12 protein-coding genes are annotated in these 15,353 nt (G+C 63.4%); 4 read left to right on the forward strand and 8 right to left on the reverse strand.

The annotated features are described in order from the left end of the window. Nucleotides 1-103 precede the first annotated feature (103 nt). Entirely contained in the window at nt 104-454 is a 351-nt protein-coding gene (locus BLR29_RS21815; protein ID WP_092139472.1) for a four-helix bundle copper-binding protein, read from the reverse strand. A gap of 209 nt (nt 455-663) precedes the next feature. On the opposite strand from BLR29_RS21815, the gene BLR29_RS21820 reads away from it, so the two are divergent. Beyond that, nucleotides 664-1,035, forward strand: coding sequence for a hypothetical protein (locus BLR29_RS21820; RefSeq protein WP_092139474.1), 372 nt, complete (start codon nt 664-666; stop codon nt 1,033-1,035). Between the two features lie 87 nt (nt 1,036-1,122). On the opposite strand, the gene BLR29_RS21825 is transcribed toward BLR29_RS21820, so the two are convergent. Next, nucleotides 1,123-3,108 (reverse strand): sensor domain-containing diguanylate cyclase, encoded by a 1,986-nt coding sequence (locus BLR29_RS21825; protein ID WP_092139677.1) that lies wholly within the window; start codon nt 3,106-3,108, stop codon nt 1,123-1,125. Between the two features lie 400 nt (nt 3,109-3,508). Here BLR29_RS21825 and BLR29_RS21830 point away from each other — a divergent pair, with 400 nt between their 5' ends. Next, nucleotides 3,509-6,364 (forward strand): bifunctional diguanylate cyclase/phosphodiesterase, encoded by a 2,856-nt coding sequence (locus tag BLR29_RS21830; protein WP_092139678.1) that lies wholly within the window; start codon nt 3,509-3,511, stop codon nt 6,362-6,364. A 164-nt stretch (nt 6,365-6,528) separates the two neighbouring features. Continuing rightward, nucleotides 6,529-6,693, forward strand: coding sequence for a hypothetical protein (locus BLR29_RS32525; protein WP_176861021.1), 165 nt, complete (start codon nt 6,529-6,531; stop codon nt 6,691-6,693). Nucleotides 6,694-6,777: 84 nt separating this feature from the next. Here BLR29_RS32525 and BLR29_RS21835 read toward each other — a convergent pair whose 3' ends face one another. Both BLR29_RS21835 and BLR29_RS32065 read right to left on the reverse strand, forming a co-directional pair. Next, nucleotides 6,778-7,110, reverse strand: coding sequence for a PadR family transcriptional regulator (locus tag BLR29_RS21835; RefSeq protein WP_092139476.1), 333 nt, complete (start codon nt 7,108-7,110; stop codon nt 6,778-6,780). Between the two features lie 243 nt (nt 7,111-7,353). Then, the gene (locus BLR29_RS32065; protein ID WP_143018496.1) at nt 7,354-7,647 is read right to left on the reverse strand and encodes a hypothetical protein; all 294 of its coding nucleotides are present in this window, start codon (nt 7,645-7,647) and stop codon (nt 7,354-7,356) included. Between the two features lie 12 nt (nt 7,648-7,659). Between BLR29_RS32065 and BLR29_RS21840 the strand changes: the two genes are divergently transcribed. Further along, nucleotides 7,660-8,571, forward strand: coding sequence for a DMT family transporter (locus BLR29_RS21840; protein ID WP_092139478.1), 912 nt, complete (start codon nt 7,660-7,662; stop codon nt 8,569-8,571). 12 nt (nt 8,572-8,583) lie between these two features. On the opposite strand, the gene BLR29_RS21845 is transcribed toward BLR29_RS21840, so the two are convergent. From BLR29_RS21845 to BLR29_RS21860, 4 genes are all read right to left on the reverse strand, one after another. Then, a complete protein-coding gene (locus tag BLR29_RS21845) occupies nt 8,584-8,958 on the reverse strand; it encodes a hypothetical protein (RefSeq protein WP_092139480.1) in 375 nt (124 codons plus the stop codon). Between the two features lie 124 nt (nt 8,959-9,082). Further along, nucleotides 9,083-9,532 (reverse strand): ferric iron uptake transcriptional regulator, encoded by a 450-nt coding sequence (fur, locus tag BLR29_RS21850; RefSeq protein ID WP_092139482.1) that lies wholly within the window; start codon nt 9,530-9,532, stop codon nt 9,083-9,085. Nucleotides 9,533-10,113: 581 nt separating this feature from the next. After that, complete coding sequence (locus tag BLR29_RS21855; RefSeq protein WP_176861022.1) at nt 10,114-12,294, reverse strand: ShET2/EspL2 family type III secretion system effector toxin; 2,181 nt, start codon at nt 12,292-12,294, stop codon at nt 10,114-10,116. Further along, nucleotides 12,284-15,274: a ShET2/EspL2 family type III secretion system effector toxin gene (locus BLR29_RS21860; protein WP_143018498.1), complete on the reverse strand. Its 2,991-nt coding sequence runs from the start codon at nt 15,272-15,274 to the stop codon at nt 12,284-12,286. The genes BLR29_RS21855 and BLR29_RS21860 overlap by 11 nt, the downstream gene beginning before the upstream one ends. Nucleotides 15,275-15,353: the final 79 nt, after the last annotated feature.

Genomic DNA, 15,353 nt, shown 5'->3' on the forward strand with positions numbered 1-15,353 from the left:
TTCCTGTGTCACATCCGCCGCTTTCGGGGGCAATGCCCCTGCCGCCGGCATGCGCATTCCGGGCGCATGCCGGCGACGATTGCCCGCCTGGGTTACGGAGTGTTCAGGCGGTCATCTTCAGGCACATCTCCATGCAGGCGGCACAGGCCCTGGCACATTCCTGGCAATGCCAATGGTCGTGGTGCTCGCATTCCTCCTTGCACCATTTGCAGACTTCGGCGCAGTCTTCGCATACGAGCGGTGCGAATTCGCTGTTGCGCAGCATGTACGACGCGGCGAGGTTGGCGATGCCGGCGCAGTCCATGTCCAGCGCGATGCAGCGCGCCATCCTCTTGGTGTCGGGCTCTTCCAGGCAGGCTGCGGCGCATTTGAGGCAGGCGGCGGCCGCGGCGTTGCAGGCGGCAATACAGTCGGCGTAACGGGTGAAGTTCTCCTGCACGGTCGGTCGAATCATCGGTGTCCTCCTTGGGGGTGGGTAGTAGGCAACCGTTATCCACAATAGCAGGCGTAGTCAGGTCCTGCCGTAGAGTCGGGGTGGTCTACAATGGCCGGCTCCGACTCGCCATCCCACCTTTGGGTCTCTTTCCTGATGCGTGGCGATGCGTGGAGAAGCATTTACAAGACGGCAATTTATTGGCGAAAGCCGGAAGAAAGGATGGCACCATGGGTGACGCAAAACGACGGGGCACACCCGAGGAGCGGGCGCAACAGGCGCGTGCGCGGGCAGAGGCGCTGCGGCCGGCACAACTGGTCTGCGGGTCGTGCAAGACCTCATTCACCAATTTCGACGCCATCCCGGCACCGGGCCTGCGCGGTATCGACGCGGTATTCGGCGGCCAGTGCCCGAACTGCGGCAACGATGTGATCGTGTTCAAGGGGGAGCCGAATGCCGTGGCCGAGGCGATGCTGGCCTACGAAAAGATGATGGGCGAGAGCGCCAAGCTGGGCTACCAGTCGGCCGACGGCCGGCATGTGCCGTTTGACGCCGATGCGCCACAGGCGTCGGACGCTTCCGACGAATCGACCAAACACTGAGACGGCCACCGGGGAGCGGCATCGTCGGCGGGGGAGACCCGGCAGGCGATGTGAGCAGGCGCTTTCAGCGCCGAAAGTCGACGCCGCTCAGGCTTCCTGCGTCATCAGTTCGGCGGGGCCCATCTCGTAGCGGCCCCGGCCGAGTGCCTTGGCGCGGTATAGCAGGACATCGGCCATGCGCATCAGCGCTTCGTCGCTCATCGTGCCGCCCCGGTACAGCGCCACGCCGATGCTGACGTCCACGTCGGCCAGCACGCCGTCGAAGTAGAAGCGACGGCTGACGGATTCCAGGATGGCCTCCGCCACGCGCCCGGCAACGGCGGGGATGCCGATGTCTTCCAGGATGACCGCGAACTCGTCGCCGCCCAGCCGTGCCACGTGGTCCTCGTCGCGTACGCAGCGGCGCAGGCGCAGGGCGAACGCCTGCAGGAGCAGGTCGCCCGTGGCGTGACCGTGGACGTCGTTCACGGCCTTGAAGCGGTCCATGTCGAGATACAGCAGCGCCATCAGACTATTCTCATCGCGGCTGCAGGCCATGGCGGCGTGCAACTGGGTTTCGAACGCGCTGCGATTCTGCAATTGCGTCAGGTGATCGGTCCGGGAGATCCGCGACAGGCGCAGGTTCTCCAGCTTGCGCTGGGTGATGTCCTGCACGTGGATATGCACGCCCACCACCTGCTTGCCGTCTTCGCTCCATTCGGGGCGATAGGTCATTTCCATCCAGTGGTGCTGCGGGTCTTCATACTCGGCCTCGAAGCTCACCACCGCACCGGCCAGCGCCTGCTGCAGATAGGGGCGCGCCCGGGCATAGCGGGCCTCGCCCAGCACCTCGCGCACGGTCTTGCCGCGAATGTCATCGACGCTCATGCCGAAGGCGCGCTCATAGGCGACGTTGTTGAAGACGTAGCGCTCGTCGGTGTCGATGAAGGCCAGCAGGGCGGGCAGCGTATCCGTGACGGCGCGCAACCGCCGTTCGCTGCGTGCCAGTTGGTGGCCGCGCTGGCGCACGTCGCGCATGAGTCGGATGAACGCGCGGGTCACGTCGCCAATCTCATCGCGTTGCGGGCGCTGCGGCAGCCGCTCGAACGCGTCGGCGTCGCTGGCGCTGGCCCGCACCACCTGGTGCAGGCGCGACAGCGGCGTCAGCAATCGGCGCACCGCCAGCCAGATCAGCAAGGCCACCACCCCGAGCGCCAGGCCCGACGCAATGAGAAAGCGCCGCTGCATCTGCCGCAGCGGCGCGTAGGCTTCCTGGGCAGGCAATACCGCCACGAGCTCCCAGCCGGTCGTCGACATCAGGTAGCGGGCGATGATGGGGCGCGTCGGCGTCAGGAATTCCAGCGGCGCGGTGTGGTTGTCCATGCCGCAGGTGTCGCCGACGGCCCGGGCCGGCTGGCGCGCCTGCGCGGGGTCGGGGTGCTGCACGTAGACCGGGTTTGCGCCGGCCGAGACCAGGCAGTAGAAGCCCGTGCTGCCCAGCCGGCTGTGGGCGATCTCCACCAGGAAGTTGGAATTGGACAGATCCAGCCAGCCACCGACCAGCCCCAGGAAGGTGTTGGACGACGACAACACTGGCACGGCCACCAGTGCGCCGATGGCGCCATCGCTGCGGCCGCGGATGGGGGCGGCTACCACGGTGTTGAGCGTGCGCGCTGCCTCGCGGAAGTAGGTGCGGTCGCCGACTTCGATCGGTGTGCCGCCACTGGTCAGCACCGCGCCGGATGCGTCGGTGACCAGCACGGAATTGAACGCGGCCGGCACCGGTACCGTACGCGACACCACCTGCTGGACGCGGGACCGCACGGCCTCGCGCGGCGCCGCGCGGGCGGCTTCCAGCACCTCGCGCACCTGCGGCGCCATGTGGGAAAGCAGCACGATGCGGTCTTCCATCGCCGTGTCTAGCTGGTCGGCGGACAACTTGACGATGGAGTCCTGCTGGTTCTGCAGCGCGTCCTCAAGATCGCGATGGGCGTAGTAGAGCGAGCCAAGGACGATGCCGGCGCCGAGCACGGCGGCGAGCACCGTAGTGATGAGCGCGATACGCGCTTTCAGCGAAGGCAACAATGGGGGCATGCGGTGAACGGGGAGGGGCGCGGCAAGGGTGCCGACGAGGGTGTCGGCAAACGGCCCGTGGGCGCACGACGATCCTGGCGATTCCAGGCTTGCCCCGCCATGCGCGCCCATGCACGCCCAAGGCAGACGCCGAAACACGCTACAAGGCATGCTTAACGTAGCATGCTTCACCCGTTCGAGTCAGCCGGGAGAAACAGGGTTTGACAAGCGTGGGCCCATGCGGCAAGTGGCGCCTGCGGCGTATTCGCAAGTGTGTGCCGCGGCACTGTGCGGGCCGAAATCGGCGCGGTATAGTGCGCCCGACGCGTCGCGCATCGCACCATCCGAACGGGAGGGCGCCGCGGCGTTGTTGATCGGGCCCGCTGTCCAGGGGCGCGCCACGCATCCCTACCGTCCGTCCATGAGATTGCTCTCGTTGTCGCCTGCCGTGCTGTCACTGCTGGTCGCCGCAGGCGGCGCCCTGCTGACGGCGGGCGCCTGGCAGCAGGCGGCCCGGCTGGAGCACCAGGTGGCGGCACAGGACGTGGACGCGCTGCTGGGCCGCACGGCTGACGCGCTGCGTGATCGCCTGCAGGAAAATGAACGCCTGTTGCGCGGGGCTGCGGCGTTGATGGCGGCGGATCCGGGTACTACGCGCGCGCAGTGGCGCAGCTATCTCTACTCGGCGCAGCTCGACGAATTGCCGCCGGGCACGCAGTCCGTCGGCTATGCACCGGTTGTCACAAGCCAGCGCCTGGCCGATGTGGTGGCCGCGGCGAAGGCCGATGGCCTGGCGGACTTCGACGTCTACCCCGCCGGAAATCGCCCGCTCTATGCGCCGATTCTCTATGTCGAGCCATTTGGCGGCCGCAATGCGCGGGCCGCCGGCTTCGATCTGCTCAGCGACCCGGCCCGGCGCAGTGCCCTGGAGGCCGCGCGCGACAGCGGCGAGGCCCGGCTTACCCACGGCCTGAATCTCGTCCGCGAGGCGGAAGCACAGACCCACCAGCGCGGGGCCCTGATCTTCGTGCCGGTGTTCCCGGCCGGCAAGTCGGCTGCCACGCGCGAGGAACGGAGCGCGGCGCTGGCCGGCTATGTCTATGTATCGATGCGACTGGGCGACCTGATGCGCGGGGTGTCCGGCCCCGCGGCGGGCGAGCTGGTGCTGACGCTGTTCGAAGGGCCCACGCGCGCGGGTGGCGTGCGGCTGTCTGGCGACGGCACCGAGGGTGAACGCCGCGATGACGGCCACGCCCCGATGCTGGAGGCCGAACGGCAGATCCAGTTCGGCGGCCAGACCTGGACGCTGCATGCGGCCACGCGGCCAGCCTTCGAGGTCGCGCACACCGGCCAGTACGGCGTGCGCGTGCTGCTGCTGGGCGGGCTGGCCACGATGCTGATGGCCTGGCTGGCCGGATGGCTGGCGCGCGAACGTCGCGAAGCGCGCCAGCAGGCCGTGCTCGCCGGGCAGGTGCGCCGGGAAGAAAATGCCGGGCTGCGCGCCAGCCTGGCCCGCGCGGAGCAGACGGCCTCCACGGCCAGCTTGCGCTATGCGCGCCTGCTCGACCACGCGCCGTTTTGCGTCATCACGTTCGACGAGGACGGCATCGTCACCGGCATCAATCGCGCCGGCCAGCGCATGCTCTGGTACAGCGAGCCCGAACTGATCGCCCGCATGGCCTACGCCAGCCTGCACGATCCGGACGAACTGGCCGCGCGCGCCCGCGATCTCTCGCGCGAAATCGGCCATCCCGTGGCAGCGGGGCTGCCCACGCTGATCGCCAAGGCGCAGCTGGGTTTGTCCGATGAGCGCGAATGGACCTATCTGCGGAAGGGCGGGTCACGGCTGCCGGTGGCGTTGACGCTGACGGCGATGACCGAAGGCGGCGTGCTGAACGGCTACCTGGCCATCGCGCACGACCTGACCGAGCGGCATCGCGTGGACGAATACATCCGCCATCTGGCGCAGCATGATGCGCTGACCGGCCTGCCCAATCGCACGGAACTGCACGCGCGCACCGAGGTGCTGCTGTCTGAAGCGCGCCGCACCGGCACGCGTGCGGCCCTGCTGGTGCTGGACCTGGATCACTTCAAGCACATCAATGAGACGCTCGGCCATCCGGTGGGCGATGACGTGTTGCGCACGATCTCGGACCGTATTCGCGGTGCCGTGCGGCCGGGCGATGTGGTGGCGCGCATGGGCGGCGACGAGTTTGCCGTGGTGCTGGGCGGGCTGCGGCAGGACAGCGAGGCCGAACTGGTTGCCGCCAAGATCCTGGCGCGCGTGTCGGAAGAACTCCGGCTCGCCGGCCAGCCGTTGCGCGTGACACCGTCTCTGGGCATGGCGATGTACCCAGAAGATGGCGACACGCTGACGGAGTTGCTGAAGTCGGCGGATTCCGCGATGTACGCCGCCAAGCAGGGCGGCCGCGCGCAACTGCGCCGCTTTTCCAGCGAGATGGCCGAGGCCTCGCTCACGCGCTTCACCATCGAGGCGCTGCTGCGGCGCGCGTTGGCCGAGCAGGAATTCCGCCTGCGATACCAGCCGATCGTCGACGTGGCGACGCTGGCGGTGGTGGGCGTGGAAGCGCTGATCGCCTGGGCGACGCCCGAGCGCGGCCCGATGCCGCCTTCGGAATTCATCCCCATTGCCGAACAGTGCGGGCTGATCGGCGAATTGGGCGAGTGGACCCTGGCCACCGCCTGCCGCGATATCCAGTCGCTGCGCACCGAACTGCGTCGCGATATCGACGTGGCGGTGAATATCTCGCCGCTGCAGCTGCGTCTGGCGAACTTCCCGGAAACGGTGGCGCGCTGCCTGCAGTCCGCGGGCCTGCCAGCCGGCAGCCTGACCATCGAAGTGACGGAGGGCATCCTGGTGGATGGCGGCGAAACCACCATCGAGACCTTCCGCCGCGTGCGCCAGCTTGGCGTGGGCATGTCAATCGACGACTTCGGCACCGGCTATTCGGGGCTGGGCTACCTGACGCGGCTGCCGATCAGCAAGCTGAAGATCGACAAGTCGTTCGTCGACGATCTGGCCATGCCGGGTCACGACCGCGCGGTGGCCGCGGCGATCATCGCGCTGGGTCATCAGCTGCATCTGCAGGTGGTGGCCGAAGGCGTGGAGTCCATGGCCCAGTTCGAATTCCTGCGTGGCGAAGGCTGCGATGCCGTGCAGGGATTCCTGTTCTGCCAGCCCGTGGGACTGGACGCGCTCAGGCAGATCCTGGTGGGTGGCAAGACCTTCGCCGGCACGGGCGTGCGCGTGGCCTGAAGCCCGTTGCCTTCGGCTCGGCCAACGTCAATTCCCACGCCTGCGGCCAGAATCCCGCTCACCTCCACGCTTCGGCGGCGGCCAAAAAGCAAATAATGACTCTCATGGGCTGGCAGACGGCGGATCACGCCTTCGCGTCACGCCGTTAACGAGGAGGGGTCGTCATGGTGGGGAAGATTGTCCGGCATTTGCGTGCCATGCCGGGATACCTGGCGCACCGTGCGCCGGCGGGCGGACACATCGAACGTTTCGAGATGCAGCGGCTGGCCCCGGACCAGCGCCGTCATCTCTGGCTGTCCTTCATCTGCTGCGTGGCCTTGCTCGGCTGAGGCACGCAGAAACGGGTACGCATCGGGCGGAAAAAAACCCGGCGGATCCCTCGGCCGGGTTTTGCATGACGGGTCGCCGCAGCGCTAGGCGTTGCTGGCAGATGTGGGAGAGGTGGCGTTGTCACCGTTCGGGTTGTGCAGCCGGCGGTACAACTCGTCGATGCGCGAGCGGCTGCTGGCCAGCTCTTCGCGGCCCTGCTCGGTCAGCAGGTAGACCCGCCCGATACCGTCGCGCAGGACGCTTTCCAGATAGCCTTCCATCTGCAGCGCGCGCAGCAGGGGTCGTACGGTGCCGATATCTACCTGGAATCCATATTCCATGAGCATTTCTGCAAGCATGGCCACGGTGGCGGGCACCTCCATGGCGAATTGCATGACGTAGACGCGGGCTAGCAAGCCGAGGAACTGTCGTTTCATGTGGCAGGCAACGCAAAACGGGGGCTGGCGGTTGACGCCGGATTGCAACGAACGCGGAACACCCCAACCCCAAGTCGTCCCGCTGTCGCATACGATACGCTTTTCGTGGCGCCAGAAAAAAAGAAGCCGCCAGGAGTTGCCTGGCGGCTTGTCGGGAATGCGTCGGAGGGGTCAATTAACTCTGGCGCAGGGCAGATTTTAAAGGAATCGAATACGCGATGTCACGCCTTGTGGTAACGCCCCCTACATTTGGGGGGTGAGGCTGTAAGGCAACAGAAAGCGCTGGTGCGGCGGAAATGCAACAATCGTGGCTTTTGCACCATATTCGCGCCGAAATCTGTGGTTTTGCCGGTGCCGGTGACCACATTGCCCGGGCAGGAAGAGGTCCGATTCCAGCGCGTGCATCGCCAATTTCCCTGCTGTAATGACAACTGTCCGTGGGCCGACATGGGCTTTGAGATCGATTCGCGGCCCTTCATGTGCTGTTTGTGTCTCAATTAAGCAACGGTTTAATGCCAGTTGGCCGGATCGTTGCATCCTCTACATCCAATGAAACCAGCCGATCTGTTTCGCCTGCTGTTGCTGTCCGCCATCTGGGGCGCCAGCTTCCTGTTTATCCGCATTGGTGCCCCCGTACTGGGGCCGCTCCCGACGGCCTTCTTCCGCGTGCTGATCGGCGCGGTCACCCTGGCTGCGTGCCTGACGATGCTCCGCGTGAAATGGGACATGCAGGGCAAGTGGGGCGCCGTGGTGGCGCTCGGCGTGATCAATTCCGGGATTCCGTTCGTGATGTACGCGGTGGCTGCGCTATGGCTGCCCGCCGGCTACTCCGCCATCTTCAATGCCATGACGCCGCTGATGGGCGTGCTGATCGGGTCATTGTTCTTTGCCGAGAAGCTGACCCGCGCCAAGGCGGCCGGGGTGCTGATCGGGCTGGCAGGGGTTGCGGTGCTGACGCGCACCGGGCCGGTGGTGTTCTCGCACGACGTGCTGATTGGTGCACTGGCGTGTCTGGTGGCGACGTCTTGCTACGGACTGGCGGGCTTCCTGACGCGGCGCTGGATTACCGCCCGCGGCGGGCTGGATAACCGCCTGGTGGCGGGAGGCAGCCTGGTCGGCGCAACGTTGTTCCTGCTGCCGTTCAGCGTGATCGCCCTGCTGCGTGAGAATACGCTGCCGGCCGCGGGCCCCGGTGTCTGGGCAGCCATGCTGGGCCTCGGCATGTTCTGCACGGCGATTGCCTATGTGCTCTATTTCCGGCTGATTGCCGATCTCGGGCCGGTGCGCTCGCTGACGGTGACGTTCCTGATCCCGCCGTTCGGGATCGTCTGGGGCTGGATGTTCCTCGGCGAAACGCTGTCGTGGGCCCATGCCGCCGGGATGCTGCTGATCGGCGCGGCGGTCTGGCTGGTGCTGCGGCCCGCCGCCCCGGCTGTGGCGCCTGCGGCGGCGAGGCCGTAGCCCCCCAGTCGATCAGCGACGGTAGTCGTCGCGATCGTGGTGATGCCAGGCGTGATACTCGCGACGGTCGTACCAGCGACGGCCGTCCCAGTAGCGGTCGCCGTGCCAGCCGATCACCACAACAGGCGCCGGAGCCACGACGACGGGCACCGGACGATAGACCGGCTGCGGCGCGACGTACACCGGTGCCGGACGCGGCTCCATATAGACCGGAGCCGGTTGCACATAGACGGGGGCCGGGGGCGGCGGGGCGACATAGACGGGTGCCGGGGCGACGGGCACGCCGAGATTGACGTCGATATCGACACGAGCCAGCGCGGAAGTGGAAGCCGCCAGTGCGGCGGCACCGGCGAGGAAAATCGAGAAGTAGAGCGGGCGCTTGTTCATGGTAGTCACCAGTGGGTGAGATGCTGTACCTCCACTCTACCCATCTGGCGTATTACCATTCGCGCACGTTTGTAACAGAACTTGGCTTATCTGTAAGCGTCGCTCTTATCATTTGCCAGCGTCGTCAGGCGACGTCCGCATCCTGCACCTGGCACGTCGGACACAAGCCATAGAGCACAAGCATATGCTCCTGCAGCACGAAGTCGTTGCTGGCGGCGACCTGCCGCTGACGCTGCTCGATCCCCTCGTCCCGAAATTCCTCGACCCGCCCGCAACCCATGCAGATCAGGTGATCGTGGTGGCCGCCCTCGTTCAGCTCGAACACCGCGTGATCCGATTCAAACGTGTGCCGCAGCAGGATGTTGGCCTGCACCAGCTGATTGAGTACGCGATAGACGGTGGATAGTCCCGCGTCGACATCCAGCGCCAGCAGGATCCGGTAGACATCTTCCGCGCTCAGGTGACGGCGTTCGCTGTTGCGAAATGCCTCAAGCACGTGCATGCGGGGCGAGGTGGCTTTCAGGCCCGCGCGCTTGAGAGGGATGAGATCGGATTTTACGGATGACAAGGACATGCGGAGGCTCGCGCCCGTCGGGGCGCGCTCGGTTAATGCCAGTCAGCAGATCCGCGCGGCGGGCGAAGCATCGACGCTGTGGCCGAGAGCCCACCGGCGGCGGGCGCGGCGGATATCAGGCGGGAAGCGCCCGCGCCGGACTGCACGGCTCCGTCGCTGGGCGGCGCGCCGTGCCTGGTCGGCGCGCGGAATAAAAAGGTGGCCTGGCTTGTCACTGGATGACGCGATCGGGAAAACGGGGTCTGGATGTTTTCCCGATCATCCTGCAACTGGCTACTACCAAACGCTCCGTGTGTCGGAGCGGTCCCCACAAAAGTCGGTAACAGGCGCCGCTTCAAATGACTGCATCGAAGCCACGCCCTGAAATCTCTTTGCCTGATCCCCGCTTGCATCGCGGTCCGCGAGGGCGGTGAATCCGGCAATCGTTCAACTGTTCAACTGTTCAACTGGTCCGTCCGGGCCGGCGGTGCCATTCGTCAGACAGTGAAGCCAGTGTAAATGGGAATCGATCTCATTTCAAGAGGTTTTTCGCGATGCTGTTTGTGCCCGCCCGATCTTGCGAACCTTCAGGCCCGCATTGCTCATGCTTCCTCAAGGCCCAATGCACCGAGCGCCATCCGCAAGATCTCGACCGCTTCCTGACGGCCGCCTTGTTGCGCCCTGATCAGCGCAGTCCTGCCCTCCGCATCCTTCACCGTCAGCAATTCCAGCAATTGGGATCTGTCCAGCCCGAAGGTGGGCAGCATTGCCAAAAAGACTTTCACCGCATCGGCACAACGAGCATCGATGGCAAAGAACAATCCCGATGGAATGAACGGACTTCTTGCGACGAGCAGCTCGACCAGATCCGACTTGTCCAGCGCAAGCAAACGGAGGGCAGACAGATAAGCACTCACGGTATCCGCACGGTTCTCCTGCAATGCCATCAGCAGTCCCGGTATGTCACGGCGATCTCTGGCAGCCAGCAACGCCACCAATTCGTCCTTGCCCAGCGCGAACGACGACAAGGCCATCGCGTAAGCTTCCACGGCAGCGGCGTTGCCTTCCTGCAAGGCCATATGCAGTCCCGGCGTGCCAGCAAGGTCTTTCGCCGCGAGCACCTCGACCAGTTCGCTCTTTCCCAGTGGGAAGTTGCGCAGGGCTGACAGGAAGGCGGTCACGGTGGCGGCATTACCGTGCTGTAGCGCCATGAACAGCCCAGGGAGCCCGGACTCGCTCCGCGCCATCAGAAAATTCCGCAACTGGGACACATCAGGTCCATGCCTGGCCAGCGCGTCGAGCAGTGCGCATACGCTGTCGGGATCACCGTACTCCATGGCGACGAAAAGCGCCGGTACGCCTCGCGGCGTCTGTGCTGCAATCTGCCTGTATTCCTCCGGCCGATCGCCGTTGCAGCGCTCCAGCATTTCCTGGAGATGCGCTCGCAGCGGAAGGCCCATTACTGCCCGGTAGTAAGTGCGTATGGCATCGTGCTCATCGGCGGGAGACAGCATCGATGTCATCACTCTTTCCCGGGGAAGGTCGCTGAATATGTCAATGCAGGGATCGCCTTTGTCGAGCCACGGATCAGGAATCTCCAGGAATAGCGTTACCGACGAGCGTAAGGTTCTATCCGAGTTTTCGTAGTAGAAGGGCATGCTCTCCTCGTCGACGAAATCTGTCATCCGCCATCCATCCATCCGGGACAAATCCGTTTCGATGATCTTCCGATCCCGAAAGGTAAAGTTGGGATCAAACAGCATGGCAACATGCGCCCGCTGCCCGTCGTTATCGAGCGGCTTGACGTACAGCGTCAGGTGCAGCACATGCGAAGGCGTCACTACATAGAAATGACGGGCCTGCCGGAGCGCCATTCCCTCAAGATGTGAGCGAATGAATCTTCCCCACATCGAATGGCTGACCTCGTATGGGTTGGGGGATTTCTTGATCAGCTCCATGAATCTTGCTTCGATAGCCGTATTGATGGCCTCGGCCAGCATTTGCACGGAACCGATCTGTTGCGCTCGCCCTGCCGCCCAGTTTGGCGCAGCCGCGAAGCCTGCCGCCGATTCACGGCCGGGTTTGGATTTCATGTACTGGTATCGGCCCAGGGCATCGTACAAGGCAATATGCCGACACGTTATCCTCATCTTGTTCTGGAAGGACGTCGCGCAATTCAGGTTCCTGGTGTCCAGACTTCCGTGCGTGCTGGTCAGGTAAAAATTGCCAACCACGCCACGCGCCTGCATTTCGCCTGCGTCCTTATAATGCCATACGTACATCTTGTGCTCGGAAAGACCACTGGAGCGGACGGAAATACCATTTCCAGCCAGCACGATGGATAGCTGGGCGTTCGGGGCGTCAATGTAAAGTGTCTCGAGCGAGCGTGATCCTGAAAGTTGCCGCGCATCGAATACGCCTTGATCAATGCCCTGCGCAGTCAGCGACACCAGCTTGTGAAAATCACCGATCCACGGCGGCAGATTGTCCGTTCCGAGGCGCACGGTCAGGTGTTCAATATGGTCGTGCAGATAGGCAAATGTATGAGGAAGGGCTTCCGGGAGCTCCGCAAGGGCTCCAATCCGGCAAAACGACAAGTCGAGTCGATTGGCACCGTGGTCCGTCACTGCGTCCATCATGGCGCTACACGCTTCCATTCCCACTTCCGCGTGCTGCAACTCCAGCATCGCGGCTTCCTTGCTGCCGGAGCGCACCACCTCGCTTGATGTATTCGCCCGGGCTGCCAGATTTGCGTCAAGGGAACTCGAGACTCTAATCATCATGTGGCCCTCGAACCGAAACGGTCGAACGCTGGGCGTCACCTTCCTCGAAACCCAGTGCAGGGAGGGCTGCCAGGAGTGCCTCCACGACATCGACATGGCCTCTTCCCAGGGCGATGGAAAATCCTGTCCGGCCTTTCGCATCTGTCGCGGCCAGTAACTCGATCAGTTGAGCCTGGTCCAGCTTGAGCGTAGCAAGGTCATTTAAAAGGGCTTGCACGACATGCGTGTGCCCCTCCTGGAATGCCATGAACAGCCCCGGTGTGCCAGCCGCATTTCTCGCAGCCAGCAAGCTGACCAACTGTGAGGTATCCAGTTCAAGCGCGACCAGGGCCTTCAGAAAAGACGCCACGATATCGGCATGGCCATTCTGGAAGGCGACAAATAGTCCCGGGTAGGCTGCATCATCCTGCGCGGCAAGCAACTCCGCCAACTGTGTCTTGTCCAGCGCGAACGACGGCAGGGCCTTGAGATAGGCCTCCACGGTGGCGGCATCTCCATCCTGCATGGCCATGAACAGGCCTGGCGTGTCTTCATCGCTTTTCGCGCTCAATAACTCGGCCAACTGAATCTTGTCCAGCCCTAGCGAGGGCAGCATTGCCAGAAAGGCGTCCACGGCGCAGGTGTGACCGTTTTGCAGCGCCATATAAAGTCCCGTCGAGCCATTCATTTCCCTGGCAGTCAACAACTCTTCGAGTTGGTATTTGTCGAGCGGAAGCGCGCCCATTGCATTCAGAAGGGCTACCACCGCCTCTGCCTGGCCGAATTTCAATGCCACATACAGTGCCGGCCGCATCGACCTTCCCTTTGCAGCCAGCAATTCCACCAACTGCGATGTATCAAGCCCGAAAGAGGGGAGCGCTTTCAGAAAAGCAGTCATCGCGTTGATGCTGCCGTTCCGCAGCGCAACGAGCAGCCCGGGTGCGTTGGACTGGCCCCGCGCGGCGAGCAGTTCCGCCAGTTCGGATTTGTCGAGCGGGAACGAGGGGAGTGCCGCGAGAAAGGCATCCACGGCTGCCGCCTGATCTTCTTGCAGCGCCATATACAGGCCAGTCATGCCGTTTTCGTGTTTCGCGGCGAGCAACTCGAACCGGGCGGGCCGGGTGAGTGTGAATGAGTGCAGGGCCGTCAGATAAGCGCTAATGGTATCGGCGTGCCCATTCTGCAGTGCCGTGAGCAGGCCCGGCAGGGTCGCGTTTCTCGCGGCGACCAACTCCACCAGTTCGGACGGGTTCAGCTCGAACGCGTGCAGGGCCTTCAGAAAGGCATCCACGACGCCGGTGTGCCCGTCTTGCATGGCCATGAGCAGTCCCGGTGCGGCCCCTCCGTTTTTTGCGGCGAGCAATGGCACCACTTCGGACGGGTGCAGCCTGAACGACGCGACGGCCGTCAGGAAGGCTTCCACGGTGCCAGTGTGGCCCTCTTGCATTGCCATGAACAGCACGCCATCCAGGACCTGCAGTCGCTCCGCATTTCCAAACGGTTGCAGGGCTTCCAGCAATGTAGAGACGGCCTCTACATTCCCATTCTCCATGGCAATGTAGAGTGTCGATCTCCCTGAGGGAGTTCGTGCTGAAACCTGCCTGAACTGCTCTGATCGATTGCCATCGCAGCCCTCCAGCATCATCGCCAGGTGTTCCCGCAGCGGAAGGTGCATCATTGCCCGGTAATAAGTGCGAATGGGGTCTTCTTCCTCGGCCGGAGATAGCATCGACACCATGTGCCGCTCGCCTTTCCTTGCCTGCTCACTGAATATGTCCGCAGCCAGTCTGCCTTGCTCAAGCCAGTCAGTGGGAATTTCAATGAATATTGATGAGGTGGTGGTCTCTTCAGCGTCCCGCTCTCCGTAATAACCAGGGTGAATGTCTTCGCGAATGAAATCCAGCATGGTCAACTTCTCGACCCTGGACATGTCCCTCTCGATAATCTTCTTTTCAGTGAAAGTCGCATTGGGGTCGTACAGCATCACGACGTATGAGGGGTTGCCCTCGAAGCATGGTTTTGCACGTAGCGAGAGGAGAAAGGCGTGGGAGTAGGTCAACGCATAGAACTGACGAATCTGATTGGGCTGCATCCCCTCGAACTGTGATCGAATGAACGCCCCCCATCTGGAATGACCGATCTCGTACGAGCATGGCGTCCATTCCATAAGCTCGAAGTATCCTGAATCCGCAGCCGGACCGATTTCCTTCGACAACTCGCTCCTGGAGCCGATTTTCTCGACTCTTTGTGTGGCCCAGTTGCGATGAACCGCAGGATCTTCTTCACTTTCAGGCCTGGCCTTGTACTGCATGTATTGATATCTGCCAATCGCCTCGTACAGGGTGATGTGGCGGCACTCTATCGGCCTGCCATTTGGAAAGCGCGCCCGGCAGTTCAGACTTCGTCTATCGAGACATCCATAGCTGTTCGTCATATAGAACTGCCCGACCACACCGGACTCGTGTATCTCGCCGTCTTCGTGGTAATGCAACACACGCACCTTGTGTGGGGAGACGCCACTGGAACGGACCAGGGTACCGCTCCCCGCGAGAATCAACATCAGGTCATGCCCCGGAGATTCGACGTAAAGCGTTTCGAATGACGGTATTGCCGATAGCTGCTTGGCATCGAATGTCGATTGCTCGATATCTTGCGCAGTCAGCGAGACCAGCTTGTGAAACTTGCTGATGCACGGCGGCAAGTCATCGTCCGAAAGATGCAGCGTCAGGTGCTCGATGTTATTCCCGAGGTACGCACACGTTTCCGGAAGCGCTTCCAGAAGCTCTGGCAGTTTCCCAGCGAGGCAAAACGACAAGTCGAGTCGGTTGGCGCCGTCCCGGTTGGCCAGTGTGTCCATGATGGCGTTCCACACTTCCATCCTCACCTCGGAGCGCTGCAACTCCAGCATGGCGGCTTCCTTGCTGCCGGATGGCGCTTCACCGCTGACTGTTGCCGGCGGAGCCAATTGACTTGAGCCAGTACTGCCCGGAAACCGGATCATCACGCGCTCCCATGAAACGGATGTCGGTAGCGTAGTGACAAAGCCCTCCCGGCGGCTTTCAGAAAGGGAGCAATCTCCC

It is taken from the genome of Cupriavidus sp. YR651, from assembly GCF_900101625.1.
Classification (GTDB): domain Bacteria; phylum Pseudomonadota; class Gammaproteobacteria; order Burkholderiales; family Burkholderiaceae; genus Cupriavidus.

Bases quoted from the DNA above. Each gene is read 5' to 3' on its own strand.
- BLR29_RS32065 (WP_143018496.1), bottom strand. From the start codon at position 7,647: ATGCAACGATCCGGCCAACTGGCATTAAACCGTTGCTTAATTGAGACA.
- BLR29_RS21845 (WP_092139480.1), bottom strand. From the start codon at position 8,958: ATGAACAAGCGCCCGCTCTACTTCTCGATTTTCCTCGCCGGTGCCGCC.
- BLR29_RS21840 (WP_092139478.1), top strand. From the start codon at position 7,660: ATGAAACCAGCCGATCTGTTTCGCCTGCTGTTGCTGTCCGCCATCTGG.
- BLR29_RS21815 (WP_092139472.1), bottom strand. From the start codon at position 454: ATGATTCGACCGACCGTGCAGGAGAACTTCACCCGTTACGCCGACTGT.
- BLR29_RS21855 (WP_176861022.1), bottom strand. From the start codon at position 12,294: ATGATGATTAGAGTCTCGAGTTCCCTTGACGCAAATCTGGCAGCCCGG.
- BLR29_RS21860 (WP_143018498.1), bottom strand. From the start codon at position 15,274: ATGATCCGGTTTCCGGGCAGTACTGGCTCAAGTCAATTGGCTCCGCCG.
- fur (WP_092139482.1), bottom strand. From the start codon at position 9,532: ATGTCCTTGTCATCCGTAAAATCCGATCTCATCCCTCTCAAGCGCGCG.
- BLR29_RS21820 (WP_092139474.1), top strand. From the start codon at position 664: ATGGGTGACGCAAAACGACGGGGCACACCCGAGGAGCGGGCGCAACAG.
- BLR29_RS21825 (WP_092139677.1), bottom strand. From the start codon at position 3,108: ATGCCCCCATTGTTGCCTTCGCTGAAAGCGCGTATCGCGCTCATCACT.
- BLR29_RS21835 (WP_092139476.1), bottom strand. From the start codon at position 7,110: ATGAAACGACAGTTCCTCGGCTTGCTAGCCCGCGTCTACGTCATGCAA.
- BLR29_RS21830 (WP_092139678.1), top strand. From the start codon at position 3,509: ATGAGATTGCTCTCGTTGTCGCCTGCCGTGCTGTCACTGCTGGTCGCC.
- BLR29_RS32525 (WP_176861021.1), top strand. From the start codon at position 6,529: ATGGTGGGGAAGATTGTCCGGCATTTGCGTGCCATGCCGGGATACCTG.